Source organism: Psychrobacillus psychrotolerans (assembly GCF_900115805.1).
In the GTDB taxonomy this organism is placed as follows: Bacteria; Bacillota; Bacilli; order Bacillales_A; family Planococcaceae; genus Psychrobacillus; species Psychrobacillus psychrotolerans.
Genome location: NZ_FOXU01000004.1, coordinates 232,342 through 257,083, shown reverse-complemented (window position 1 = coordinate 257,083; position 24,742 = coordinate 232,342). Strand labels below are relative to the sequence as shown.

The 24,742-nt window shown below is 37.4% G+C and carries 26 protein-coding genes; 3 read left to right on the top strand and 23 right to left on the bottom strand.

Annotated features, from left to right (window positions below; translation table 11 throughout):
• Nucleotides 1-6: 6 nt before the first annotated feature.
• The 18 genes from BM260_RS10435 to BM260_RS10350 all read right to left on the bottom strand — a co-directional run bounded on the left by BM260_RS10435 (nucleotide 7) and on the right by BM260_RS10350 (nucleotide 14,045).
• On the bottom strand, nucleotides 7-1,545 hold the full coding sequence (locus BM260_RS10435; protein ID WP_093537289.1) for a flagellar hook-associated protein 2: 1,539 nt from the start codon (nucleotides 1,543-1,545) through the stop codon (nucleotides 7-9).
• A gap of 15 nt (nucleotides 1,546-1,560) precedes the next feature.
• Nucleotides 1,561-1,941, bottom strand: coding sequence for a flagellar protein FlaG (locus BM260_RS10430; protein WP_093537288.1), 381 nt, complete (start codon nucleotides 1,939-1,941; stop codon nucleotides 1,561-1,563).
• Nucleotides 1,942-2,446: 505 nt separating this feature from the next.
• Nucleotides 2,447-2,689 carry a YjfB family protein gene (locus BM260_RS18870; protein WP_322788076.1) on the bottom strand — a complete coding sequence of 81 codons (243 nt, stop codon included), beginning with the start codon at nucleotides 2,687-2,689 and terminating at the stop codon, nucleotides 2,447-2,449.
• An 80-nt stretch (nucleotides 2,690-2,769) separates the two neighbouring features.
• Nucleotides 2,770-3,009, bottom strand: a complete 240-nt coding sequence (locus BM260_RS10420; protein WP_093537287.1) for a hypothetical protein — start codon at nucleotides 3,007-3,009, stop codon at nucleotides 2,770-2,772.
• A 196-nt stretch (nucleotides 3,010-3,205) separates the two neighbouring features.
• The gene (locus BM260_RS10415; protein ID WP_093537286.1) at nucleotides 3,206-3,487 is read right to left on the bottom strand and encodes a hypothetical protein; all 282 of its coding nucleotides are present in this window, start codon (nucleotides 3,485-3,487) and stop codon (nucleotides 3,206-3,208) included.
• Between the two features lie 71 nt (nucleotides 3,488-3,558).
• Nucleotides 3,559-5,139, bottom strand: coding sequence for a flagellin N-terminal helical domain-containing protein (locus BM260_RS10410; protein WP_093537285.1), 1,581 nt, complete (start codon nucleotides 5,137-5,139; stop codon nucleotides 3,559-3,561).
• Between the two features lie 175 nt (nucleotides 5,140-5,314).
• Nucleotides 5,315-5,524, bottom strand: a complete 210-nt coding sequence (gene csrA, locus BM260_RS10405; protein WP_093537284.1) for a carbon storage regulator CsrA — start codon at nucleotides 5,522-5,524, stop codon at nucleotides 5,315-5,317.
• Between the two features lie 4 nt (nucleotides 5,525-5,528).
• Nucleotides 5,529-5,966, bottom strand: a complete 438-nt coding sequence (gene fliW / locus BM260_RS10400) for a flagellar assembly protein FliW (RefSeq protein ID WP_093537283.1) — start codon at nucleotides 5,964-5,966, stop codon at nucleotides 5,529-5,531.
• A 20-nt stretch (nucleotides 5,967-5,986) separates the two neighbouring features.
• Entirely contained in the window at nucleotides 5,987-6,544 is a 558-nt protein-coding gene (locus BM260_RS10395) for a DUF6470 family protein (protein ID WP_093537282.1), read from the bottom strand.
• A gap of 54 nt (nucleotides 6,545-6,598) precedes the next feature.
• Nucleotides 6,599-7,483: a flagellar hook-associated protein FlgL gene (flgL, locus tag BM260_RS10390; protein WP_093537281.1), complete on the bottom strand. Its 885-nt coding sequence runs from the start codon at nucleotides 7,481-7,483 to the stop codon at nucleotides 6,599-6,601.
• 15 nt (nucleotides 7,484-7,498) lie between these two features.
• Complete coding sequence (flgK, locus tag BM260_RS10385) at nucleotides 7,499-9,061, bottom strand: flagellar hook-associated protein FlgK (RefSeq protein ID WP_093537280.1); 1,563 nt, start codon at nucleotides 9,059-9,061, stop codon at nucleotides 7,499-7,501.
• A 12-nt stretch (nucleotides 9,062-9,073) separates the two neighbouring features.
• Nucleotides 9,074-9,568 (bottom strand): flagellar protein FlgN, encoded by a 495-nt coding sequence (locus BM260_RS10380; protein ID WP_093537279.1) that lies wholly within the window; start codon nucleotides 9,566-9,568, stop codon nucleotides 9,074-9,076.
• Between the two features lie 16 nt (nucleotides 9,569-9,584).
• Nucleotides 9,585-9,848, bottom strand: coding sequence for a flagellar biosynthesis anti-sigma factor FlgM (gene flgM, locus BM260_RS10375; RefSeq protein WP_093537278.1), 264 nt, complete (start codon nucleotides 9,846-9,848; stop codon nucleotides 9,585-9,587).
• Between the two features lie 243 nt (nucleotides 9,849-10,091).
• Nucleotides 10,092-10,508, bottom strand: a complete 417-nt coding sequence (locus BM260_RS10370; RefSeq protein WP_093537277.1) for a TIGR03826 family flagellar region protein — start codon at nucleotides 10,506-10,508, stop codon at nucleotides 10,092-10,094.
• A gap of 43 nt (nucleotides 10,509-10,551) precedes the next feature.
• Complete coding sequence (locus BM260_RS10365; RefSeq protein WP_093537276.1) at nucleotides 10,552-11,175, bottom strand: ComF family protein; 624 nt, start codon at nucleotides 11,173-11,175, stop codon at nucleotides 10,552-10,554.
• On the bottom strand, nucleotides 11,172-12,500 hold the full coding sequence (locus BM260_RS10360; protein ID WP_245762693.1) for a DEAD/DEAH box helicase: 1,329 nt from the start codon (nucleotides 12,498-12,500) through the stop codon (nucleotides 11,172-11,174). Before BM260_RS10360 ends, BM260_RS10365 begins: the two co-directional genes overlap by 4 nt.
• A 14-nt stretch (nucleotides 12,501-12,514) precedes the next feature.
• On the bottom strand, nucleotides 12,515-13,357 hold the full coding sequence (locus BM260_RS10355) for a DegV family protein (RefSeq protein ID WP_093537274.1): 843 nt from the start codon (nucleotides 13,355-13,357) through the stop codon (nucleotides 12,515-12,517).
• Nucleotides 13,358-13,463: 106 nt separating this feature from the next.
• The gene (locus BM260_RS10350) at nucleotides 13,464-14,045 is read right to left on the bottom strand and encodes a nuclear transport factor 2 family protein (protein ID WP_093537273.1); all 582 of its coding nucleotides are present in this window, start codon (nucleotides 14,043-14,045) and stop codon (nucleotides 13,464-13,466) included.
• A gap of 211 nt (nucleotides 14,046-14,256) precedes the next feature.
• Here BM260_RS10350 and BM260_RS10345 point away from each other — a divergent pair, with 211 nt between their 5' ends.
• The gene (locus tag BM260_RS10345; protein ID WP_245762701.1) at nucleotides 14,257-15,093 is read left to right on the top strand and encodes an NERD domain-containing protein; all 837 of its coding nucleotides are present in this window, start codon (nucleotides 14,257-14,259) and stop codon (nucleotides 15,091-15,093) included.
• Nucleotides 15,094-15,626: 533 nt separating this feature from the next.
• Here BM260_RS10345 and BM260_RS10340 read toward each other — a convergent pair.
• Together BM260_RS10340 and BM260_RS10335 are read right to left on the bottom strand one after the other, a co-directional pair.
• A complete protein-coding gene (locus BM260_RS10340) occupies nucleotides 15,627-16,301 on the bottom strand; it encodes a response regulator (protein ID WP_093537271.1) in 675 nt (224 codons plus the stop codon).
• A 35-nt stretch (nucleotides 16,302-16,336) separates the two neighbouring features.
• Nucleotides 16,337-17,482, bottom strand: coding sequence for a sensor histidine kinase (locus BM260_RS10335; RefSeq protein ID WP_093537270.1), 1,146 nt, complete (start codon nucleotides 17,480-17,482; stop codon nucleotides 16,337-16,339).
• A 140-nt stretch (nucleotides 17,483-17,622) separates the two neighbouring features.
• On the opposite strand from BM260_RS10335, the gene BM260_RS10330 reads away from it, so the two are divergent.
• Nucleotides 17,623-18,258: a YigZ family protein gene (locus tag BM260_RS10330; protein WP_093537269.1), complete on the top strand. Its 636-nt coding sequence runs from the start codon at nucleotides 17,623-17,625 to the stop codon at nucleotides 18,256-18,258.
• A gap of 30 nt (nucleotides 18,259-18,288) precedes the next feature.
• Nucleotides 18,289-19,458 (top strand): CAP domain-containing protein, encoded by a 1,170-nt coding sequence (locus BM260_RS10325; RefSeq protein WP_093537268.1) that lies wholly within the window; start codon nucleotides 18,289-18,291, stop codon nucleotides 19,456-19,458.
• 203 nt (nucleotides 19,459-19,661) lie between these two features.
• Here the strand turns inward: BM260_RS10325 and BM260_RS10320 are convergent, their stop codons facing one another.
• Genes BM260_RS10320 through BM260_RS10310 form a run of 3 tightly spaced genes read right to left on the bottom strand, consistent with a single transcriptional unit; the run spans nucleotide 19,662 to nucleotide 24,464 of the window.
• Nucleotides 19,662-21,191 (bottom strand): SpoIID/LytB domain-containing protein, encoded by a 1,530-nt coding sequence (locus BM260_RS10320; RefSeq protein ID WP_093537267.1) that lies wholly within the window; start codon nucleotides 21,189-21,191, stop codon nucleotides 19,662-19,664.
• On the bottom strand, nucleotides 21,192-21,887 hold the full coding sequence (locus tag BM260_RS10315) for an SH3 domain-containing protein (RefSeq protein ID WP_093537266.1): 696 nt from the start codon (nucleotides 21,885-21,887) through the stop codon (nucleotides 21,192-21,194).
• Between the two features lie 18 nt (nucleotides 21,888-21,905).
• Nucleotides 21,906-24,464, bottom strand: a complete 2,559-nt coding sequence (locus BM260_RS10310) for an SH3 domain-containing protein (RefSeq protein WP_093537265.1) — start codon at nucleotides 24,462-24,464, stop codon at nucleotides 21,906-21,908.
• Nucleotides 24,465-24,742: the final 278 nt, after the last annotated feature.

Here is a 24,742-nt window from a genome sequence, read left to right as displayed (position 1 = left end):
AATTAATTAAGACCCTGTGCTAAACATTCCTGCTAAATAAGTAGACTGTGAATTAGCCTTTTGAATGGCCTGCTCCATTGCACCGAACTGCTTCCAGTAACGACTTTCCATAGTAGCTAAACGATCTTCAAAACGGGTCATTTGATCTTCATAACCTTCTAGTAATCGCCCTAAAACGAATGAATTGTTTACAGTAGTAGTGCCTGAACCAGCTTTAGTAGTAATTTTTGTTCTTGCATCATCAAGTGCTGAGGTGATGCGTCTGGCTAATCCTTTTTCGGAATCTTTTGCTCCATCTGCAGCAAATAATTCATAGACCTGGTTTGGATCTGCTGAAATTGCTTCTCTTAACTTTGTCTCATCTATTGTCAGTTTACCATTTTCTAAATAGTTACTTGAAGTAGTAATACCAAGTTTACTTAATGCATTTGCACCAGATACACTACCAACAACTGAGCTCATTGCATTTCGCATTTGGTTTAAAACTCCTGAAATTATACTATCATTCTTCAGTGTTCCACTCATTGCTTTTTCTTCCCACTTTTTAATCTGATCTTCGGATAAAGCTTCTTTTTCTGTATCAGTAAGTGGTTGGTAGTCCTTATATTTAGTTTCTCTAATTTGACCATTCAAGTCTTCTATTAACTTGTTATATTCATCTACAAACTTTGTTACAGACTCTAAAATGGAATCCACATCAGGGGATGAGCTGAACGTAATATCTTTATTATTTGCTTGTTTTAATGATATTTCAAAGCCATTAATTTTAAAGGTGTTGGATTGTCTTTGTGTAGTTAAACCGTTATAAGTGAATTCAGCATTTAATCCTAAGGTACCATTACCATTCTTATTCGCTATTACATTTGTTTCTTCTATTCCTAAGAATTTATAATTCCCAGAAAACACAATTTCAGGGTTCTTAACTGTTTCAGATGTGTCTTTTACATCTCCACTGAATTTTGCTGTAAATGCAATTTTACCTGTATGAGAGTCATAAAAAGCACTAACTCCCGAGTTCTTATTTATATCATCTATAACACTTTGCATGGTAGAATCAGCTGTTATCTTTACCTCATACCCCGCATTTAATGTCGAATCGAAAGTTCCATCTTCTTTGATTGCATTAATTCTAAAGTTTCCAACGGGTTGTACTAGACCTAGAGTAGAATCAGATAATTTTTTCGTTAGATCTGCCTCTGATTTAAAAACTTCTCCGGTACTTTGCATAGTAGCTGACTCTGCTAATTGTTTAACTTTAATCTTTCCAGAAAAATCACTTACTGAGTTTATATTTTTAATCGATATATCTTCAGGAGTAGAAGAGGTAACTGTCTTCTTTATAAATGTAGCTTGTCTTAGCATACTGTCATTTGTTAAAGTTTTGAAATCATTTAAAGTACGATTGACAGTACGATAATCATCACGTTGCCATTCTGTATATTGTTTCTTTTGATTTAATTTATCTAAAGGAATTCGATGAGCTGTCATTAACTCTTTAACCATCGTTTCCGTATCCATACCGCTCGCTAAACCACTAATACGCATAAAAACACCGGCTTTCTATATTTTCTTATCTATAAGTACACCAATAAAATCTAACATAGAAGCATACATGTCCATCAACTTCTTATTTGGAATTTCACGGACTAGTTGATCAGTCTCGGTATCCACTAGAGTCACATAGTATTTTTCTAATTTCTCATGAAACTCATATCTTAGTTTTGTACTAGTAGTTTCTAGAAAGTCATTTAAGCTCTCTGTCATTTTTTTCACTTTATCAGAGGAAAGATTTTCTACTGATAAATCTTCATTTTTTGGTGTATCTTGCATTTCTGGAGTAACCATTTTACCCTCACTAATAGTTTGTCTACCAATATTTTCTTGCTTAATAGAAAAGGAAATTGAAGAATTATTGCCACTCTCAGTTATTCTATTTACCATGCACACTTGCCTCCCTATATTAGAAGATCCTTACAGGTTATATCGTCCAAAAAAAATATTTTTTAAGGAACTAAAAAAATAAATTGTTAAGTAAAGCTTCATAGCTATAATAAATAAGAATGGAAAATGGAAGCCACTGTCAGTACGGTTGGTTGACTTTTGGTATTCAGACCAATAAAGATGATATATTCCCTGTCCATTTCCCCTAATAACTGTTTGAATAACTTATAGCAATCGGCTGGACTTCGCACATTACGTCCTTGATACATAAGCGAAGATTCTTTATCATGCGATCGAAACAATATCTACACGCTTAGCTTGTATTACTTTTGATTGTTTTTCTTCCATGATTAATTCCTCCTTGAATAGTTTAATAAAAATACAAAAAGCCCTAACACCTGTAGTAGATGTTAGAGGTAGTTCTTCTATGATTATAATATATATATCTAATTATTCTGTTATTACTGATTATGTATTCGTTTCTCTTTTTGTAACTTCCAGCACACTAATAGCGAGTAGGTGGACTTTCGGAGCACAATCTTCTTCTCCCATTTTGCTCCAAAAAGATAAAGAGCAACCTCTCATCAAGGCTACTCGAAAATACTTCTATTAATTTCAAATCAATATTTCCACCTAAATGTGGCTGAGCAGCTTGTTGAATGGCAGATACATCTGTCGTAGTCATTAGATTTTGAAGCGCATTACCTTGCTTTTCGGCACTGCCCATTGCTTGTTTCATAACGGACATTGATGCTTGTTGCATACATTCTGTTGGCTCATGACCATTGATAATAATGCAATATCCATACGAAAACTACCTTTCTAGTTTTAATGTACAACAGCGTGTATCTGTTTTTCAAGATACTGAATTTCCTTTTTCAAGTTATCCATCTGATGATTCAATCTCTCAATTTCATCGGTATTCACGTCATTTGCAAGAGCGCACTCTGCTATTTCTTTCATTTCATACAGTTTGTCTTCTATTTCCTCTAAGATATGATCTTGTTTCTTACACCACTCGAGTTGATCTTCAAGAAATTTTCTATACTCTTGAGTTTCTTTATCCATACTACTCCTTTCTTAATCGAAATTTCACAGCATTAGAAACATTCACATGAATTCAAGCATTTTTGGATACTTTAATTTTCATGCGTCTATTCAAAACATTGTGGGATAGAAAAATACTTCTATTATAATTTCAAATCAATACTTCCACCTAAATTTGGCTGCATTACATAATTTTAAACTGTCCATATAATGAGGGCTAGACTAGTTTTATCATTTTTAAAACTATACAATAACCATTTTTTCCGTCGTATTGAACCTTTCCTTCTCCACTCAAGTGAACACCTCTATCCGTCTCAAAGAAAAAAGTACGACTATCACCTTCAACTAATGTAAATTCTTTAATTTCCTCCAAACAAATATCACAATATCCTGAAGAATCCTCTGTATTATCTCTAAGCTCTATTTCTTGAACCTTGAGTTTTATATCTTTGCCATAATAATCTTGGTACACTATCATGCTTATATTATACTTTTTCATAATATTAAATCCTTCCTTAGAATAGAAAAAAGACCCTAGCAGCGCTAGAGTCCCTTTCCAATATTCTAAAATTATTGTAATAATTGAAGAACAGCTTGTGGTTTTTGGTTTGCTTGTGCAAGCATTGCTTGAGAAGCTTGAGCCAAAATTGATTCTTTTGTTTGGTTCATCATTTCTTTCGCCATATCTACATCACGGATACGAGATTCCGCAGCAGTTAAGTTTTCAGAAGATGTTCCTAAGTTGTTGATTGTGTGATCTAAACGGTTTTGTACAGCACCAAGTTTAGAACGTTCTGCAGATACTGTTTCAATTGCTTTATTAATCACAGTAATTGCACTATTTGCAGATTCTTTTGATGATACATCAATACCTGCTGTTGTAACAGCATCTGCCATTTTAGCTCCACCAGAGAATGATGCTGAAGAAGCTGATGTAGCTGTTGTAGAAAGAGTAACTGTATCTGCTGTACCTGTATTTGTTAATGTACTTGCTGCTCCAGCTAAATTAACAGTTAACCCTTTAAAATCGCCTGCTGCTACAGTGAAGCTAGTATCAGTATCCTTAACATTAACACTCTGAACTGCTGTTGTACCTGTTGTACCTGTCAAAGTAACTTTAGCAGATTCTGCAGTTACTGCGGCATCTCCATTTACAGCTGTATCATCTAATCCAAGTAAAGTTAAAGTTCCAGCATTTGAAGCAGTCAAATCTACTTCAGAGTCGGTACCAGTCTTTTCTATGTGAGTAATAGTAATTTTATTATCAGATGTTAATCCAACGTTATATTTCCCTGCCAATGCTGTAACACTGTCAATATCAGCTTGTAACGCCGCTTGAAGGTCTGCTGCATCATTATCTGAATCAAAATTAGCTCCTAACAATTTTACATCATCTAATGCTACCGTTTCTCCTCCAAGTTCAATTGAGACTGCACCAGTCATATCTAGTGTACCAGTTAAAGCGCCACCAGTTTTCACTGCACTAGTAGCAGCTTCTGCATCTATAGCAGCTGTATAATTTAATTGAATAACATTACCATCTGCTATTTGAGGTCCAAAAGAATTAGCAACAGTAGCTGTAGAAACAGAACCTGCTCCTGCTGCGGTAGCTGTATTTGCATCTCTTGAAATGCCTAGTGATTTAGCATCCATTGCTGAAATGCTAATATCAATTTTTTGACCTGCATTTGCCCCAATATGGAATGTATTCTCGCCAAGACCTTCTTGCGTAATTCCACCATTTAGAAGTTTTTGTGTATTGAATTCAGTATTATTAGCAATTCTTGTAACTTCGCTAGCTAATTGGTCAACTTCTTTTTGAATTTCTGAACGGTCTGAATCTGTATTTGTATCATTTGAAGATTGTACTGCTAATTCACGCATACGTTGTAAGATTGAGTGTGTTTCACCTAATGCACCCTCAGCTGTTTGAATCATTGAAATACCATCTTGAGCATTTGATGAAGCTTGATCTAAACCACGTACTTGAGCACGCATTTTTTCAGAGATAGCAAGACCAGCTGCATCGTCTCCAGCACGGTTAATACGAAGACCTGAAGATAATTTTTCCATTGATTTTGATTGATTGTTGTTAGCTGCGCCTAATTGGCGATGTGTGTTAATTGCTGCGATATTGTGATTAATTCTCATTATAAGTTCCTCCTTGGAATGTGTTGCTCACTTCCATGTGAGCAATGTTTAGTATGTTGACAAGATAGTCAAGCCGGCCGAACTGGTTTCTCTTGCTTACATAGATAGTATCGGAACGTTTTGCTAATGTTTAATAGTTTTAATAATTAATTTGAAATATTTTTTGAGATTAGTATTAAAGTTTCTTGAAAAGGTCTAAGCTGGTGATAACAGCTTCTGTGTTAGATTCTGACACGTCCTGTCTTAGCTCTCCTCTAATAATATCTATATTTCTTGGAGCACGTATACCGATTTTCACCTGTTCTCCTTTTACTTCAGAGATTACTATTTCGATGTCTTCTCCTATATAAATAGTTTCCCCAGCTTTTCTTGATAGTACTAGCATTTGCTCACCCCTCTTTGCTTTCGGATGAGATTAAGTGCCGAATTGAATAGTCTTCGTTGTTTAGAATAACTTGCTTTGCTTTTTTATTTGTAGTATTCAAAACGATTGGTGCTTTTAGGTTGACGGTAGACTGAGCGATTGTTTCTTTTAATGATACAATTGCAAAAACAGCTACTTCATTTTCATCTTTTATTTGTAGAGCATGAATCGTTGCTTCCTCCAATACAAAGCTGTATTCTGCAGTTATTTCATAAGGGTTTGTTATTATAAAAGCCAAAGAGACAGTTTGAACGGATTGCAGCACTTGAAAGACACTATTATCTTGTAACGGTAGTAAAATAAATTCTGTTTCCTCTTCGAAACCTGGTAAACCATGATGGAAGTTTAATATATTGGTTTGGTCGATTTCTACTTCATCAAAGTAAGCAGTCTGTATTTTCATTTATATTCTCCTCACTAGTGTTACACTTCCCAATCAATTTGGATGGAAGGGTTTTGGATTAGGTCTACCTTAACATTACCTGGTGTGTAATTATGAACTGGCTTATTAATCTGAACATTGATTTTAGGATCATTCTTTTGTACTTGTATGTCTACCTTTGCTGGGGTATATGTAGTTCTTACTGCATCCCCGCTTGGTATAAATTTAATGCCTAACATTTTTTGTTTCGGAAGAGTTCTGGAATCTATAATAGAATGAATAGCATTTCCACCACCTTTTTCAATACTCATCATCATCTCCCCTTCTCGAGCGCGACGTGCAATTCCAGCCATTACCGCTTGCTGACCTTCCTGTGCATCATTTCTTGCAAATTCTAGGAAATTTACTATTCCTAAATCTCTTCTAGCTTGAGATGAATCGATTTGTAATTCGCCCTGTGTAGTGTGAATGGACAGTATAGCAGCAGGTTGTTCTATTTGTATGTCTGCTTGTTGTTGTTTTATTTGTTGCTGAGGTTGTTGGATCGATAATCCTAGTTCGGCTTTCGTTGTTTGTATTTGAATTTGTGGGATTCTCATTTTTATCATCCTTTAAAGAAAGCGTATGAACATGAAGTTCATACGCTTTTATAGTTATCTTAAAAAGTCTACTAACGTTGCTTGAATAATTTTTGAACCAATTGATAGTGCCGCATTATGAATGGACTCTTGTGTAACCATATCAGTAATTGCTTCTTCATAGTCAATGTCTTCGTTCTCAGACATACGTTTAGTTGCAATAATTTCTTGAGACGCTAATCGATTATCCATCATTTCGACACGATTTTGACGTGCTCCAATATCTGCACGTTTTTCTAATACACTATTTTGCTTATTGCTTATTTCTGTCAAAAAACCACTAATGTCAGTACCTGTACTGCCATCACCTAGGACTTTTTCTATATTAGCAAGCATATCATCTATTCCTTTAAAAAGCTCATGCCCATTTGTATTTACTTTTAGTTCGACCCCGTCATACACTTCTATTTTCACATCTTTTGTTAACCCAGAGTATACGGAAGGTTCTGCAAAGCCATTTTCACCGTGAAGAGGTGTTAGTGTATTAGTACCTGAGAATATATATTTATCTCCTACTTTTGTGTTTCCTAAATCTTGTATTTGCTGACGCATTTGTGTTATTTCTACTAGGATTTTTTTGCGGTCATCAGATGTATTGGAATCAGTAGCTGCTTGCGTTACTAATTCTTGTAATCTTATAACTGCTTGACCTACATGATCTAGTGCATCATCAGAGCTATCTAACCAATTATTGACCTCGCCAATATTACGTTGGTATTGCTCTACTTTGCTTAGATCAGTACGATACCCAATCCCTTTTGTTGCTACTACGGGATCCTGTGATGGTCGAGTAATTTTCTTTCCTGTATTAATTTGGTCCTGTAATGCACTCATTTTGCCATAGCTGTTGGATAAGTTACGAAGCATATTACTAGAGAGCATTGATTGTGTTACGCGCATGTATAAGTCCTCCTATTATAGTCCTACTCGGCCCATGCCGTTTATAATTTTGTCTAAAGTTTCATCTACTACTGTTATCATACGAGCATTTGCATTATATGCCTGTTGGAAGGTAATCATATTTGTCATTTCTTCATCTAATGATACAGAACTAACTGAAGCACGATTATTTGCTACAGTTAACTGGATGGTTGCGGAGTTTGTAGCAAGACGATTCGCTTGTTCTCCTACAACTCCCATTTGTCCAATCATCGATTGATAGTAAGTTTGGATAGTTGCTCCACCTAATCCATCAGCTGGTTTAGCTTTAATATTAGCAAGTAATAATGCATTTGCCCCATTACCTGGTTCAGGTTTGCCTGTTGTCCCATTAATAGGGTCCGAAGTGGATGCAGCTAGTAGAGAGGGATCTTTTTCAAATTTACTATGAACTTTTATATTACTTGCAGTAATTCCAGTACTAATGTTTTCATCTGTTTTATTTATAAAGAATTCTTGTCCTTTATTACCCTTTAGATCACTACCATTTGTATGAACATCATTAAAGGTTTTTGCAAATGCATTTGCCAACTCATCTAGTTTTTTCAGCATTTCTGGATAGAAGCCTGTGTTGTCTGCTGGTTCTCCATAGCCATAAGAGCTAATAAGGGAGTGAATTTGTCCTTTGTTTGCTTCTAAGTCTTCAAGTTTTATAGGTATTGGATAGCCAGAGATAGTAAAACTTGTGAAAGGTTGATACCCTTCTGCATCAGTTATAGGAATATTAGCTCCGGTATTAGCAGTGACAGTTGAAAATTCTTTACCATTTACCAGACTTACAGGACCATTAGAAGTTTTAATAGTTATGTTCATGGAGCCTTCTGCAATCGCTAATGCATTCCCCCCCGATTTTTCGTAGGAAACTTCTACAGGGAAATAACTTGAAAGTTCGTCTAGTAATACATCACGCGCATCATATAAATCATTTGGCATATAGCCATTTGGTTCAATTGCTTGAATTTCTTCATTAATTGATGCTATTTGTTTAAGAATAGAGTTCATATCTTTAGTAGTGACTAGAATCTCGTTTTTTAAATTTTCTTGAATTTCGGTTAGTTGCTTACTGATATAGTTAAACGATTCTGCCACCGCTATCCCCTTTTGCACAACTACTTGTCGAGTACTTGCATCATCGGGACTTGTACCTAAAATTTGAAGCGAACTCCAAAACTGATCTAACGATGTGTTTAATCCGAAGTCAGATGGCTCTGAAAGGATATCTTCCATTTGAGAAACTGCATTGGATTTAGTTTCCCAGTATCCTAGTTTACTTGTCTCTTGACGATATTGGCGATCAATAAACTGATCACGAACACGTTGAACAGACTGCGCTTGTACACCAGTACCAAGATGACCAGGTATTTTTGGAGCATTAAGACCTGTTCCTGGATAACCTAGTGTTGCTTCCATATTCACTCGTTGACGTGAGTACCCTACGGTATTTGCGTTGGAGATATTATGTCCCGTTGTATATAGTGCAGATTGTTGTGTAGTAAGACCACGTCTAGCTGTTTCTAGTCCCATAAATGTAGAGCCCATGGGTTCGCCTCCTTATGCTTGTGAGTCGAAGTAGGTTTTGTCTTTTGAGGGACCTTTTACTTCGGTTTTTGAGTAATTCATTTGATCTGTCTTTGGTCGTAGCATATCTAGTGTCATGTTGACGAATTGAAGTGATTGGAATGTTAGTTTTTGGTTTAGATCGTTTTGGTTCTTTAATGTGTCTAATGTTAGCAATAGGTTATTGCGTGCTTTTGTTAATTGAGCTTTTTCTTCGTCTGTGTTGGTATTTTCTAAGACAAGTGCAACAGTTGGGTTGTCAGTAGGAGCAATTCCTTTTGCTCGAAGGTAATCCGTTACCTCTGCTTGACGCTGTTGTTCAAGCTGTGAAATGCCTGCTACGTGTGCCTGCTCGTCCTTGAGCAGTTGGTTTAGACTGTCCATGTCCCCCGTTTTAATAGCTTCTGTTTTTTTGTATGCAACCTCTAGCAAGCTTTTGTGGAGCATATCTAGTTTGGTTAATGATTGCAAGATGTTATCGATGGACATGTTTGTATGCTCCTTTTTATAGACGGTAATAATCCAGGATATTCGATGCTAGTTGTTTTGCATCTACTTTGTAAGTTCCTGCATCTATGTCCGCTTTTATAGCTGCAACTCGTTCCGCTTGTTTAATTTCAAGTGGTGATTTGGTTTGCATGCTTTTCGCAGTAGACGAAATTTCCAATTGATCTGCGGCTGTTTTAGTTGTATTTTGTACTTTTTCAGCTTGTTGTTGATTGCGTTTGTATGGATTTACTTGGTTTACACCAACATTTGTGATTTTCATAAAAGTTCGTCCTCCTCTTTTTTCAAAGTGTCTATGTATTATTTCGGCAGGAAATATGAAGTGTTTAGAGTAATTTGAATGATTTGTGTGGAATAGGTCTTGGGAATTAAAGGACTTAGTGGAATTAGAAGGTCTTTTGGTGGAACTATAATGAGTTTGAGTTATACTCATGCTTTATTGAGTATAACTCAATTTTGATTTCTTTTATTCATCCCACGGAAAAACTCCCACACAAGGTGAGAGTTATTTTTTCTTGCTGTCTGAATAATAAGTCCCAGTTTCTTGTTGAGACACTTTTTCGCGGAATTCTTTTGCTGCGTCAAATTGACGAAGACCGGATTTTAATTCGTCCGAACATTTTATGCATAGTTTCCCAGACTGTGTGATTTTCCCACAGTTATCGCATGGATAGCCTAGGTTCGGGAACATAGCTGGTTGAAGACGGTTTTTTCGTACCCATTTATGTAGCAAGGACTCTTCTACTCCTGTAGCTTCTACAATTCTTTCTACGGTTGCTGCTCGGTTTTCGCGTTTGCGAAGGAAGCGGTAAACCGTTTCGTATAATTTTTCTTCGTTCATTGCGCAGTTGTTACATACTTCTCTTAAACCCGTATAGTTAAAAAACTCGCCGCAGGAAGGACAATTTTTTAGTTCACCCATGTTGTTACCTCCAAATAATATTCTCCCTTTATTTATCGGCCAGTTACCCTTTTATTAAAGTGATTGCGTCGACTCTTTTGGCACCTGCATCCTTTAATATCTTCGCCGCATGATGGATGGTAGCGCCAGTTGTGTATATATCGTCGAATAAAATATAATTTGCTGCTTCGATGGTACTTATTACTTCAAACAGATTGGTTGTTTCTAATCGTTCTTTTTTTGTTTTCTTCCCTTGAGAATCGGATGTTGTTTTGGTGAGTAACTGCTGAAAAGGAACTTGCGCGGCATTTAGGAGCTTGTCCACTTGAGAGAATGTACGTAACTTTAGTTTTTCTGGGTGCATCGGAATGGGTACGACAATGCCTTCTTTCCTCTGAAATGCTTGTTGTAACTTCCCCGAAAACACTTTTGCTAATGCAACATCTTGGAGGAACTTGTACTGGTGTAGATATTCTTTCATAGGTTCGTTATAGGAGTATAGACAAAAGACTGAGTCCACTGCTCCTTCATAAGGAGTTCCAAGAAAATCGGTAAAATCAATAGTTGACTTTGAAATTTCAAATTTTGCGAAGCATCTCTTGCAAGTAGAAGAATCCAACTCGTATATAAAAAGCCTCGACCAGGTAGCTGATGGTTGGTAAAGTGTGCCACAAATTAAACACGTCATGAATGATTCCACCCTTCTATCGCATCTTGCGCTTTATCCATTTCTCTGCTTATTCCGTGGTGAAAGTAGGTAATGTCTCCATCTGGATACTGCGCTGATCTACCGACTCGTCCACTTATTTGAATGAGCGCACTGGAGGTGAAGATGGGCTGCTCCGCTCCGACTACAGCTACATGGACATTTTCTATCGTAACTCCTCTTTCTAATATGGTCGTCGTTAGTAAGCCAGGGGTTTTCTTTTCGCGTAATTGCATAACAAGTTCTTTTCGGTCTGGGTGCTCGGCATGGACTCGTGGTAATTCTCCTGGGAAGTTTTCTAGCATTTCAATAGTAGGTAGGAAGATGAGAAAAGGAGTATTCGTTTCTATTTTTCCATTTATCCAGGTTTGTAGTTTCAAAGGAATTTTTCCTTTTTTGAGTTGTCTAGCGTAACCCCAGAGACTTACGAATTTTGGTACTGGAAGGTCGTGGCCGTGATATCTTCTCGTTAGAATCGATTGGTTGGTTGTTTTTAATGATTTCGTTGGAGTGGCTGTTACGTAATGAAGGGCAGCTTCTTGTTTTGCGGCTTTTGTGACTGCTTTTTGGAGTGTTTCATCAGCGTAATAAGGAAAGGCATCTGCTTCGTCGACAAATACTACGTCGAAGGCATGTTCAAATCGGTAAAGCTGATGGGTTGTGGCAAGGACTAGTTCGGGGAAACCATGTTGGTCAGGTGAGCCACCGTATAATGCGTGGATCGTTGTGTTTGGGAAGACTTTCTGAAATCGAGGGAATAGCTCTAAAATAACATCGGTCCTTGGTGCAGCAATACAAACTCTTTTACCTGCTTGTAAGCAAGCAAATATAGCTTGAAATAGGAGTTCTGTTTTTCCTGCACCGCATACTGCATGGATTAGGTGGGATTGGTTTTGCTCCACACTAGCGAGTAGTTCTTCACTTGCCTTTTGTTGAAGAGGTGTAAGCTGGCCGCTCCATGCAAAGACATGTGCGTTCGCGCTGCGAGCATGCTGCTTGTCCCATAGGAGTAATTCAGAACAACTACTCACCCGCCCCATTCGGATACAGTGGCGGCAATACGTACAAATTTTGTTGCAACGGGCACAGTTGAATGAGTGAAATAAGGATGGGTTCGTATTGTGGCATCTGTTGCAGGTGTTCATCTTTGATTGCCAAAAAAGGTTTGAATCTGATTTTGTGAGGACACCAGGTTTTAGGTGGATGTGACCGGAGTCGATGTGGGCGTCGATGACTTCGCGTGGGAATGGGGTGTGTTCGCGAAGCCATATGCGGCCAGTTAGAAATTGTTGGAGCTGTTTGTTCATGAGCATTCTCCTTATTAGTTAATCTTGTACCAACCAAGACCCATGGACCCTTCCCCAAGATGTGTACCGATAACAGGACCGAAGTAGCTGATCGTGAAGTCTACGTTTGGCATTGTTGCTTGAAGTTCTTCTTTCCATGCGATTGCTTCGTTTTCGTAGTTAGCATGAATGATTGTCGCTTTTATGTTGAATTTGTTTGAGTCTTCTTGAAGCATGTCCGAAATACGTTTCATCGCTTTTTTACGCGTACGAACTTTTTCAAATGGTACAATGACTTTGTTTTCAAAGTGTAGAATCGGTTTTACTTGCAGTACGGAACCGATGACGCGTTCGAAGCCAGTTAGTCTTCCTCCGCGGTGAAGATGGTCTAGATTGTCGACCATAAAATATGCACGCATCGTTTGTTTCATGTTGTTTAGTTCTTGTAGGATGGCATCCGGTGAAGCACCTTGTTCAGCCATTTCAGCAGCTTTAAGTACGTAGAAGCCTTGGACCATACAGGAAATTTCTGTGTCGAATGTTCGTACATCAAGGTCAGCTACCATTTCTCCTGCTTGTTCTGCTCCAGCAAGTGTTCCGCTGATACCACTAGATAGATGGATAGAGATAACTGCGTCGTTCTCTTTTGCTAGCTTTTCATATGTTTCGATAAATGTTCCTAAGGCTGGTTGGGATGTCTTTGGAAGCGCTCCACCTTTACGGATTTTATCGTAGAATTCTGTGGTGTTAATGTCTATTTCTTCTTGATAGGTGTCATTTCCGATGACAACGCTTAGCGGCACCATATGAATATTCAGTTGGTCACGAATTTCTTTCGGGATATATGCGGTGCTGTCGGTTACGATTGCTGTCTTCATTTAATAAATCACACTCCTACTTGTAGTTTACTGAATAATTGGTAGAAATGAAAGCACAAAAAAGCCCAAACATGATATTTATCATATATGTCTGGGGAATACGTTGTTATTCAGTTGTTTCGCCTATATAGTAGACGCTAGAAACTAGCCATTTGCCATCTTCTTTGACGAATACAGTTACTTGGCGTCCGTTCTGTTCAAGTTTAGCACCTGTGTCCATTTGTTCAAAAGAAGTATGGATATTGGAGAATACTTGCGCTTGTGATTTATCATATTCAATAATCGTAATATTATCAGCTGTACGGATTGTGTTAAAGTCGTTGAACGTTTCTTCTACTTTGACTTTTTCAGCGTCGTAGTTGAAGCCTTCTGGATTTTTAGAAATTGTGTTCATATAGCGTTCTGGGTCTTCTGCGTTAAATGATTCCATGTATTCCGTGAAAGATTCGAGTAATGCCGTTTTTTCTTTTTCTGGTACATTTGTTGCTTCTTCAATATTGTCACCTGACAATTCGAAGCCTATATTGGTTTCGCTTTTATCTTCTGCACCGTGATCCGTTGTCGTTTGTGTGTTCGTTGGAGCGATGTCGGTTGCGGAATTAGCGTTTTGCGCTGTTTCGTCGTTACTATTGCAAGCTGCCAGCGTTAGTGTGAAGGCCGCGAGTGTAATTGCTTGGATTATTTTCATATATGTCTCCTCCTGCTGAAGGTTATTTTGTCATAATTAGGACGAAAACTCAATTATTAAGTTCCCATTTAAAATAGGTAGAATATTCCGGCATTGGAATGTAAGATATAGGTAGAAAGGAGCTGAAGGATTGAGTGGACATTTTGCTTTGTTGAAAAGGTTGATTGATGGATCTCCGTCGTCTGATTTTATTCGCGAAGAGATTCGAAAAATGGATGCAGGAGTGCGCGGTGAGGAGAGGGTTTTTAAGAGGTTGAGAGAGTTGCGGTTGGCCGGTGAGTTTCGTGTATTCTCGGATGTCTGTTTGGTGCTGGATGATTGGAAAGTGCAGATAGATTGCCTTGTAGTGACCGACCGATGTTGTATAGTGCTCGAGTCGAAGAATATAAGTGGACGCTTGTATTTTAATGAAGAGTTAGATGATTTTTATAAAGAAGAGAATGGAACAGAGACCCCCATTTTTAATCCGTATTTTCAATTGATGCGACATATTCGCTTCATGAAAGAATTTCTACGTAATACCCTTCCACAGATGAAAGTGACTGGTGCTGTCATCATGACCGCCAAGTCGTGCCGCATTATGCAAAAACCTACCCATTATCCCATTTATAAGTTAGAAAGTATGGTTGAGAGAGTGACACAGATTTACAATAGTTCTGGTAGTGAGATTTTTTCTGTTGGGGAGTTAGAGGTTGTCGAAAAGCTATTGTTAGAGAATAGGTCTGCTTTTGAGTATCCCCCACTTTGTGAATATTATCGAATTCATGTAAGTGAGATTCGGCTGGGAGTGGAGTGTCCTGGTTGTGGGGTTTTGGGAATGCGACGTACAGGTAAAACTTGGACATGTCCCAGCTGCCATAAGCGTGACCGGAACGCTCATAAGAAAGCAGTGGACGATTACTTTTGGCTTATCAATAATAAAATAACGAATAGAGACTTCCGAAAATTTTGTATGGTCGACTCTATATATGTGGCTTCGAGAATGCTAAGTAATATGGAGTTACAGATGCATAGAGCTGGTGGGAAAACATATTACACGAAGAAATAGACTTATATTTTAGTGTTGCTGATTGTCGATATGTTTCCGGGCGAATCACAAATTAAAGACTTCGTATCGCAAGGTGCCCGCCGAGAATTGCAACATAATTTGGTCGAATCGCAAGATCCCTTCCCCAAATCGCAATTTGAAACGTGTTTCCAGGCGAATCACAAATTAAAGACTTCGTATCGCAAGATGGCCACCGCGAATCGCAACATACTTTGGTTGAAACGCAAGATACCCTCCTCAAATCGCAACTTGAAACGTGTTACAGGTGAATCACAAATTAAAGACTTCGTATCGCAAGGTGCCCACCGCAAATCGCAATATACTTTGGTTGAAACGCAAGATACCCTCCTCAAATCGCAACTTGAAACGTGTTACAGGTGAATCACAAATTAAAGACTTCGTATCGCAAGGTGGCCACCGCAAATCGCAACATACTTTTGGAAAACCGCAAGATCGGTCTCACAAATAGCAAATTCACCTTACAAAAACAAAATCCCACTCCAAAACATTGGAGTGGGATACTTTTTATGTTATTAGCGAACTTCAACCCAACCGTTTTTGATGCCGGTTACTACGGCTTGGGTGCGGTCGTTTACGTTCATTTTTTGAAGGATGCTGGATACGTGATTTTTTACGGTTTTTTCGGAGATGAATAGTGTTTCTCCGATTGTGCGGTTACTTTGGCCATCTGTTAGTAATTGAAGTACTTCGCATTCACGTTTTGTTAGTAAATGGAATGGACGACGAATTTCTGTTTGATGGAAGTTCCCTTTGTTTTCGCGCTCGCTTAAGCGACGGAATTCTGCAACAAGGTTCTTAGTAACTTTTGGATGTAAGTATGAACCGCCTTTTGCTACTACTTTGATAGCGGAGACAATTGCATTGGCATCCATTTCTTTTAGCATGTATCCAAGAGCACCTGTTTTTAGTGCGTGTGATACGTATGACTCATCATCATGGATAGAAAGGATGATTACTTTTGCATCAGGGAATTTCACTAGTAATTCTCCTGTAGCCTCTACGCCATTTTTAGTAGGCATATTAATGTCCATCAATACTACATCTGGAAGATATTTTTCGTAAAGACTTAAAACGTCGTGGCCGTCGTCACCTTCTGCTATTACTTCGAAAGAGTCTTCAAAGTCTAAAATACGTTTTACTCCTTCGCGAAATAGTTGGTGATCATCTATGATTATTATTTTTGTCATGTTCATTTCCTCCTATAATTAAAAAGCCATATTTACTATTCCTCATTTAATGGAATACTAAACAAAATACTAGTTCCTTTGCCAGGGGATGATATAACTTTCATCGATCCTTCTAACAAATCCACTCGTTCCTTCATTCCGATTAAACCAAAGGATTTTTCTTTTGCTACTTCTGGATCAAAACCAGCTCCATTATCTTTGACGATAATATTTATCTTTTGTTTCAACCATTCTACTTTCACCCAAGCTTCAGTAAATTTCCCGTGTTTAGTTCCATTCGTTAAGCACTCTTGGACAATACGGAAAATGGCAACTTCAAAATTGGTATCTAGTCTTTTCTCTTCTCCAAAGTTTTGGAAATTAATCTTACCTGTTGGGTTGTATTCTTCGATTGTCGTTATATACTTTCGAAGCGTTGGTATTAAACCTAAATCGTCTAATGCCATAGGTCGTAGGTCGTAAATAATACGACGTACTTCTGAAAGAGCATCACGAACCATTTTTTTAAGGTCTAAAATTTCTTTCATCGCTGCTTCTCCACCACGCTGCTGATATGTAAGATTGATTAGGTCTGTTCTAAGAAGAACATTCGCTAGCATTTGCGCAGGGCCATCATGAATTTCCCTTGAAAGTCTTTTACGTTCTTCTTCTTGTGCTTCGATAATTTTCAAGGTGAAATCTTGTTTAATTTTTGCATTTTCAAGTGCTGCTCCTACATTTTTCAAATCGGATGTTAAGTAATTCATGACGATATTCACCTGATTGACCAGATGATCGGCACGTTCAATCATTTCTAGCAAGCCCTGTAATCTGCGTTCTAAATCATCTCTTCTAAGTCTAAGCTGACGTTCCTCACTACGTTTGATGAGAAGATTTATTTGAATTTCATTTGCAGTTTCGTAAGCTTGGCGAACTTGTGGTTCATCGTACGAGTCAAAATTCTTGGAAACCTCAGCTAATCGATTTCGGGAGTGCCTCGATTTTGATTCGAGCAAATCTCCTTCTATAATAACAGTTTCGATATCTCCACGAATAATTTCTAACTCCACTTTCATTTCTTCAAAGCTTTGTCGACTCTGTTCGCTTATAATGAATATATCCTTTTTCGAATGATCCATCACTTCGACCATTCGATCGAAAATAACATCTAACGATTGTGTTTCAAAATTCATATTCGTCATCTGTTTTTTCTCCTTTATGCGCCCAAATGAGTCCTCATTCACAAATGATGACATGTCCTATTATAGCACTAAGTGACTAAAAATAAATTAAAATTACTTTACAACTATGTTTCAATAGAATCAGGAGGGGAAATATATCTATGAGAAAAGATTACCATACTATCCAAGGCTATGGCGAGAGCGAAATAATCATTCAAAAATCACGTTTTCTAACGTATGTGAGCCGGGCTGAAACTGAACAACAAGCGCAAAATTTTATTAATAATATCAAAGAAAAGCATAAAAGTGCTAATCATAACTGCTCCGCATACATTATTGGCGAGCATGACAATATACAAAAAGCCAATGATGATGGGGAACCAAGTGGAACTGCAGGAGTCCCAATGCTCGAAGTATTGAAGAAACAAGGTCTACAGGATACAGTTGTTGTCGTCACTCGTTACTTTGGGGGTATTAAGCTCGGTGGTGGCGGACTTATCAGAGCTTACGGGAAAGCTACTACAGAAGGAATTGACGCCGCAAAAGTGGTGGAACGAAAGCTGCATCATCTGATGAAGATCTCTATAGACTACACATGGCTAGGAAAAGTGGAAAATGAAGTTCGCAACTCGGACTATCCTTTAAAAGAGATTAACTATGTGGAGCTTGTCGAAGTAATGGTATTTACAAAAGCAGATGAAGAAGAGACCTTTATTAACTGGATGGCTGAAATGACTAATGGACAGGCAAAAGTCGAACTTGTCGAAAAAGAGTTTTTGGAATTTACGGTAAATTGATTTATACTTTTATTATGAGGAGATGAATCTATGAAAAAAATTGCTATTATCATAATGTTATTGTTCACTTTAGTCTCAGTTCCAGCAATCTCTCAAGCAGCAGATTGTCCTTCCATCGTATACTGGGATGGTGTTCAACTAAAACCTGGTCAAATCGGCCGAGTCTTGATACAAAAACCAACAACTATTTATAAAAATGTAAACGGAAAGTTCGAATTTTCTAGAACTGTTAAACCGGGAGAAAACTACAGAATATACGCAAATAAATCTACATACTATCATCTTGGTGGCGGATTAGTCATTCGAGATAATGCCGATATTGTGTATCAAACACCTTCTAAAAGTAAACTTAGTCAACTAAAATGTGTGAAAACAGCTTCCACTTCTATTTCCATTGGAGATAGAAAAACGACTACAGCAGCAAAACTAGGCGCACAACAAAAAGCAGTTATAAACGAATTTGGTGCTTCCACATCGATTTATCATAATAATTATAATAGCTTCTATGCAATTAGTTATTTAAACAATAAAGTTGCATCCGTTTATACGAAAGATAAGAATTACAGTTTTAATGGTGTTTCAATATCGAACACAATTGCACAGCTAGAAAGTAAACTGGGTACTACCTATGAAACTACTGGAAATACATATCCAATTGAAATAATTACGTATAATTTGCCAAAATATGAAGCAAACTTTTTCATAGATGTGCATAGTGACAACAAAATTTCTGCTATCTATTTAATAGACCATCAATTGATAGATAAGAATCCTAATCTCTATCCTAAAAAGTCTACTACACTAGAAAGAGGTTATGAGACACTGTTATTCGAATTGACAAACGCTGAGCGTAAAGCACAGGGAGTTGCAGTTTTACAAAGCTCATCGAAGGTTGCGAGTGTTGCACGAACTCATAGCGTGGATATGGGATTAAATGATTATTTTAATCATGATAATTTGAAAGGAAAATCACCATTTGATCGTCTAGCCGATAGCGGAATCGCATTTAGAAATGCTGGTGAAAATATTGCAATGGGTTATACAAGTCCTTACTTTGCACATGAAGCGCTGATGAATTCTATAGGTCATCGTAAAAATATCATTAGTACCTCTTACTCTCAATTAGGAGTAGGTGTTTACTTTGCAGATTGGACATATGGATCTATTCCCTACTATACCGAAAACTTTATAAGACCTTAATGGAAAAAAGCGTAAGCGCCTATAATTGCCCCGACGAGCGCTGAAAGAATAGGAATAAAGGTGTTTTTTGTCTTTACTTGCTAGGCTATAGTGATTCAAGGGGCTAGAGTCTAGACGGAGACTCATTCATAGAAGAGATTTTATTATTCTCTTAAGATAGATTAAAGGCAGCCCAGATTATAAATTCTGGACTGCCTTTTTAATTAGTACTTTTCAATTGTTGTGCCCTGGTAATAATGTTTTAGAATACGATCATATGTCCAACCTGCTTCGGCACGTGCTTTGGCACCGTATTGACTCATACCGATTCGGTGACCATAGCCTTTACCGTTTACAGTTACTGTTTGGACACCTGTCACGCCTGTTGTGGAGATGATGCCTTCATTCGTTTGGACTTTCACAGAACCATCAGGAATCGTCACTGGACCATTTGCTGTTTGAACAGACATTCCCTTAAGTGATGTCACCTCTGAGGAACTTTTAGCACCTTGAATAGCAAGGTCAGTTCCGCCTGTTGGTTTCGTGAATGATATATCGAACCAGCTAGATTTTAATGATGCATTGTTGGCATCTAAAAATACATTTCTCATAACAGTTTCATTGCCAGTAATTGTTTTCTGACCGGTTGATGTCACAGCAGTTACAGCAGTAACTTCACCGTTAGATCCACCTTTTGTCAGCTTAATGTCTAACAAAGTATCAGTTGAGGCAAATCCGAATTTTTTTAATATATTTGATACTGGAATACTCACTGACCAATTTTTATATGGTGATACCTCAATGGAATCGTCTACAGAAACAAAGTGTGAAACCTGTGCACTATTCCATACTTCCCCAATGTTTGCTGTTCTTCCTCCACTAGTAGAATAATAGTAAGCTTGAACTAGTTTGCCATTAGCTTTTAACACCAAACCGTTTGTTGCCTCTACTGCAGCATTTGAATTTTTGTGTTCAGATGAATACCCTTTATACATTTGGTCTTTCGTAGTACTACTTAGAATACCAGCTTTACTCAATGTATAGCTTCTTGCTGCAACCGTCTGAGCTTTTAAAGCCTCGATATGCCAAGAAGCTGGTGATTCATTTGGAATTACACCTTTTAAATAATTTTCTAAATCTAATCGGTTAACGATTTGAACTGTCGCCCCTGATTTAACAACATTAAAACTTCCACGATATTCTCTGCCATCTGGTGCTTTCCCAATTGGTAATGAGGAAACTTCAGCAACTCTCGCACTACTAGCGGGAATCCACGATGAAATACCTTGCTCATCCGTAATAGAGTACCAGGTTTCTCCGTTACCATTTGTAAATTCATTCACATAGTTTGCACCTTGGAAAGCTTTATATGATTTTACTGTTTCATAGTCAGTTGTTGCACCTTTTTTGCCATCTACATTTTTATTAAATACTACTATCTTTTCGTTGCCAGATAATGCATGTAAAGCATACCCCTTTGACGAAAACATAGATGCCCCTGTTTGATAAATGGAAACTTCCCCATTCACTTGAGAAAATGTTACCGGTGTATTAGGCAAAGCATAGAACATTTCGTTAGTTGTTAGGTTTTGAAGCTTATACACTCCTGATAAATTAAGAGAAGTCGAGGAAGCATTGTGTACTTCTACTTGTATTTGCTTGGAATAGCTTTCTTGCTTATATGCAAATGCACTATTTGTTGAAACTAAGCTAAGTGCTGCTACTGATAAAATGGCTATTACTTTTTTCTTCAATTATTTCACCTCAGTCAGCGTACTTAGCACCCAACCTTTGTTGCCTTTAGGAGTTTGAACATTATACCAAGTTTCACCATTCGCATTTTTGAATGACCCTAAATAAGTTAATGTGGAGCCTTTTGCAACTGTTTCAAGTGATGTGTAATTAGTAGTTGCCCCTTTACGTACATTTGTAGCTTCTTTTGTTATTACTTTTGATGGTACGAAGTTTCCTGGTTTGGTCGTAGATACATCACCAGAGAAAATCCAACCTTTTACAGTTGCTGAAATTTCTACATTATACCAAATTCCATCTGCACCTTTATGCTCACCAATAACAGTCAAACCTTTGTTGGCTACAATTGTGGAAATTACTTTGTAACTTCTTGTTGCTCCAGAATGTACTTTTGCACTTGTCGTAGTATAAATTACAGCAGGTGTTCCAGTAGGAGGATTAGTTGTGACTGGTGGAACTACAACTGTACCACCATCCGCTACTGCTTTTTGTAATTGTTTGATAGTCGCATCTTGTTGTGCAACTTGTTTTTCTAATGATGCTACTTTTGTTTGCAAAGGATTTAACTGTGCTTGTACCCATTCAACTGATGCCAAAAGTAGATTTGAATCTGCCTTCGTTGATGTCGGTGCATTAATAGTTAATAACAAACTCAACCCTAATACAGTACCAACTGTTGCTAATAATTTCTTTTTCATACGTTTATCTTCCTTCCATTACTGATTGAAATAGTTTTCTAACCCTTTACGAATTCCAGTTGCAGCTTTTTTACGGAAGGCCGTAGTAGCCAATTGTGCTTCTTCCGTAGGATTTGAAAGGAATGCTAATTCGACTAAAACAGATGGAATCTCATTCATACGATTCACATAGAAATTTTCCTGTTTCACTCCACGATTATAAGTTCCAATAGATTTTACTAAATCGGATTGAATACTCTTCGCAAGTGTCAAACTTCTAGGACCATTAAAACTCACTGACGAATTATAGAACGTTGTAGTCCCTTTCGAAGTAGAATTAAATGAATCTGCATGGATACTTATAAATGCATCATAGTCAGAAGCATTTGAGATACCCGTACGCTGTGAAAGCTCTAAGAATACATCTGTACTTCTAGTAAGCTTCACAGTAGCTCCAGCAGCCTCTAACTCAGCTTTAAGGAATTGAGCAGTTGCCAGATTCACATCTTTCTCTTTCGTTCCTTTTTTACCTATTGCACCAGGATCAGAAGCACCATGTCCTGCATCGATAATTATTTTCTTACCTACTAAACCTTTCGGTACTACTTTGATTGTTAGTTCGTTATTATAATCTCTAATTGTATAGGAGTATTTAGGATCGAAAGTGATTAATAATACAGATGTGCCTCCTGAAACCTTCTCCACTTTCATGCTCTTCACGCCAACTACATTCGATTTAATCTCGTTGATACTTGTTAAATTACCATAAACTCGCAGTACATTTGTGGATGGTACTGAGTAAGTAATGTCAAATTTCTTAGGTTTAGACCAAACCATATAGTTTTGACCATTTCTTACTTCTGTTCTCCCATTAGTCAATGAAATTGCTGAAACTGGTGCTGCATCTGAAAGAACAGATGCTTGAATCCAACCACGTTTTTCAGCTGGTGTTTCGATATTTACCCACCCGTTAAGCGTACGTAGTATTCGTACAGGTGAACTTAAATAAATTGTATCTACTTTCTTCGCGGTTGCACTTGCTCCGTTATACACTGTAGAAGTCTTTGTCCCGTACTTAGTTGGAAGGTTTGTACTTATTTCGAAGTCAGGAATCCAACCTTGCTTTCCATTCGCTTGAATATTTAACCAAGTAGTACCATCCGTCGAAACTAGTTTGCTCACTACGGTATACTTCGTATTTTTTGCTACTCCTACTAAAACAGCAGAATTATAGCTGCTATCTGCATACATTAAAGCATTAGATCGTTGAATTGTACCTGTTTCTCCATTCCCTGGAGTGACAACTGGAGTATCGTTCCCTTTATCTACAATAGTTACAACAGATTGATGTAACCAAGCATCTCCACTACCTGAAACTACTTTATACCATTTTTCTTTACTTGCATCAGTTGCATATTGAGAAGAAACATATTGGTCATTAAGTTTTGATTGTGTTACAACATCATATGTCGTTCCTGGACCTGAACGCATATTTGCTACAGAAACAGAAACCTTCAAGTTATTTTCTTCCGTAACTATATCTCCATTTGGAGATGGTGTTTCAGTTGATGGATGTTCGGGTACTGTAGAAACACTGTCAAATGATTCAGCAGACATCCAACCTTTTTTACCCACTGCATAAGTTACTTGATACCATTTTTCTTTTGCAGCATTCGTAAACTCTTGATGGATTGCTAGTTTTACACCTTTATTAATAGTTGCTACAGTTTTATAACTTTTTGTAGCACCAGAATGTACTGTCGATGTTTTACTCACGACTTTATTTGCAATGGAGTTATTTATAAAGGCAGATGCAAGAATCCAACCTTTTTTCCCAGTGGCATATGTAACTTGAACCCATTTCTCGTTATAAGCATTAGTAAACTCTTGGTGAACGGTAAGGGTTGATCCAGCTTTAGCTGTGAAAACTGTCGCATAGTTTTTCGTAGCACCTTTATGAACAGTTGATGAATTGATAACTGTCATCACTGTAGCTGTTTCTCCCGCAGTCCCATTCAAGACGAATAAGTCCGAGCTAACCCAGCCTTTTTTACCGCTATATTCTACGTTAAACCAAATCTCATTTTGAGCATTCGTAAAAGCACCGATAATTTTTAATGAAGTTCCTGCAGGAATAGTCTTCACTACTTTATAAGAAGTTGTTGCTCCACTTCTCATATTAGTGGCATTTTTCCCTATTTTCTGTGTTGTTCCAACATAGGAATCCCCAGATTTTGTAGCAGACGCTTTAACAGCAGTTGTGGCTACTTTTAAATAGTCACTAATAATCCAACCTTCAGTCGAATTAAAGGAAACTTTATACCAAATTTCCCCTTTACTATTTTTCTCATTGGCAAGTACAGAAACCGACTGACCTGCGCTAGTTTGTGATATTTTATTGAACTCAGTACCCGCACCTGATCTAATATTGACATTATTTTCAGTAACTAATGCTTTGTTACCTATCAATTGTTGAATATCTTCTATTATTATCGAAGAATTCGAGGCTGCGTATACGGACGGTGCTTCACTAGCAAGAAGGTTAAGTGGCAAAAGGACAGAAGTTGCTAATACAGATGATGCTATTACTTTTTTCATTTGTTCCTCCTAGAACGTTTATTTTCTACATAATAGAACACAGTATCTCATAAAACAATCCAATTAATGAATTTAAAACCTATGTACTATAAATTTAACATATAAACAAGTTTTATAGCATAAGCTAAAATTACTCATTTGTATAACAATATTATTACAATTCTCGACATTCTGTCATTAAAATGTAATATATCTCGAATTTACTAGAAAAGAATATCCGAATATTATACAAGGGAACATAATGCATTCTCACAAAGTATCGGTCAAACCTGCAACAT

Coding starts and splice junctions, on each gene's coding strand:
- BM260_RS10435 (WP_093537289.1), bottom strand. CDS start 1,545: ATGCGTATTAGTGGTTTAGCGAGCGGTATGGATACGGAAACGATGGTT.
- BM260_RS10430 (WP_093537288.1), bottom strand. CDS start 1,941: ATGGTAAATAGAATAACTGAGAGTGGCAATAATTCTTCAATTTCCTTT.
- BM260_RS18870 (WP_322788076.1), bottom strand. CDS start 2,689: ATGTCCGTTATGAAACAAGCAATGGGCAGTGCCGAAAAGCAAGGTAAT.
- BM260_RS10420 (WP_093537287.1), bottom strand. CDS start 3,009: ATGGATAAAGAAACTCAAGAGTATAGAAAATTTCTTGAAGATCAACTC.
- BM260_RS10415 (WP_093537286.1), bottom strand. CDS start 3,487: ATGAAAAAGTATAATATAAGCATGATAGTGTACCAAGATTATTATGGC.
- BM260_RS10410 (WP_093537285.1), bottom strand. CDS start 5,139: ATGAGAATTAATCACAATATCGCAGCAATTAACACACATCGCCAATTA.
- csrA (WP_093537284.1), bottom strand. CDS start 5,524: ATGCTAGTACTATCAAGAAAAGCTGGGGAAACTATTTATATAGGAGAA.
- fliW (WP_093537283.1), bottom strand. CDS start 5,966: ATGAAAATACAGACTGCTTACTTTGATGAAGTAGAAATCGACCAAACC.
- BM260_RS10395 (WP_093537282.1), bottom strand. CDS start 6,544: ATGAGAATCCCACAAATTCAAATACAAACAACGAAAGCCGAACTAGGA.
- flgL (WP_093537281.1), bottom strand. CDS start 7,483: ATGCGCGTAACACAATCAATGCTCTCTAGTAATATGCTTCGTAACTTA.
- flgK (WP_093537280.1), bottom strand. CDS start 9,061: ATGGGCTCTACATTTATGGGACTAGAAACAGCTAGACGTGGTCTTACT.
- BM260_RS10380 (WP_093537279.1), bottom strand. CDS start 9,568: ATGTCCATCGATAACATCTTGCAATCATTAACCAAACTAGATATGCTC.
- flgM (WP_093537278.1), bottom strand. CDS start 9,848: ATGAAAATCACAAATGTTGGTGTAAACCAAGTAAATCCATACAAACGC.
- BM260_RS10370 (WP_093537277.1), bottom strand. CDS start 10,508: ATGGGTGAACTAAAAAATTGTCCTTCCTGCGGCGAGTTTTTTAACTAT.
- BM260_RS10365 (WP_093537276.1), bottom strand. CDS start 11,175: ATGACGTGTTTAATTTGTGGCACACTTTACCAACCATCAGCTACCTGG.
- BM260_RS10360 (WP_245762693.1), bottom strand. CDS start 12,500: ATGAACAAACAGCTCCAACAATTTCTAACTGGCCGCATATGGCTTCGC.
- BM260_RS10355 (WP_093537274.1), bottom strand. CDS start 13,357: ATGAAGACAGCAATCGTAACCGACAGCACCGCATATATCCCGAAAGAA.
- BM260_RS10350 (WP_093537273.1), bottom strand. CDS start 14,045: ATGAAAATAATCCAAGCAATTACACTCGCGGCCTTCACACTAACGCTG.
- BM260_RS10345 (WP_245762701.1), top strand. CDS start 14,257: ATGGATGCAGGAGTGCGCGGTGAGGAGAGGGTTTTTAAGAGGTTGAGA.
- BM260_RS10340 (WP_093537271.1), bottom strand. CDS start 16,301: ATGACAAAAATAATAATCATAGATGATCACCAACTATTTCGCGAAGGA.
- BM260_RS10335 (WP_093537270.1), bottom strand. CDS start 17,482: ATGACGAATATGAATTTTGAAACACAATCGTTAGATGTTATTTTCGAT.
- BM260_RS10330 (WP_093537269.1), top strand. CDS start 17,623: ATGAGAAAAGATTACCATACTATCCAAGGCTATGGCGAGAGCGAAATA.
- BM260_RS10325 (WP_093537268.1), top strand. CDS start 18,289: ATGAAAAAAATTGCTATTATCATAATGTTATTGTTCACTTTAGTCTCA.
- BM260_RS10315 (WP_093537266.1), bottom strand. CDS start 21,887: ATGAAAAAGAAATTATTAGCAACAGTTGGTACTGTATTAGGGTTGAGT.
- BM260_RS10310 (WP_093537265.1), bottom strand. CDS start 24,464: ATGAAAAAAGTAATAGCATCATCTGTATTAGCAACTTCTGTCCTTTTG.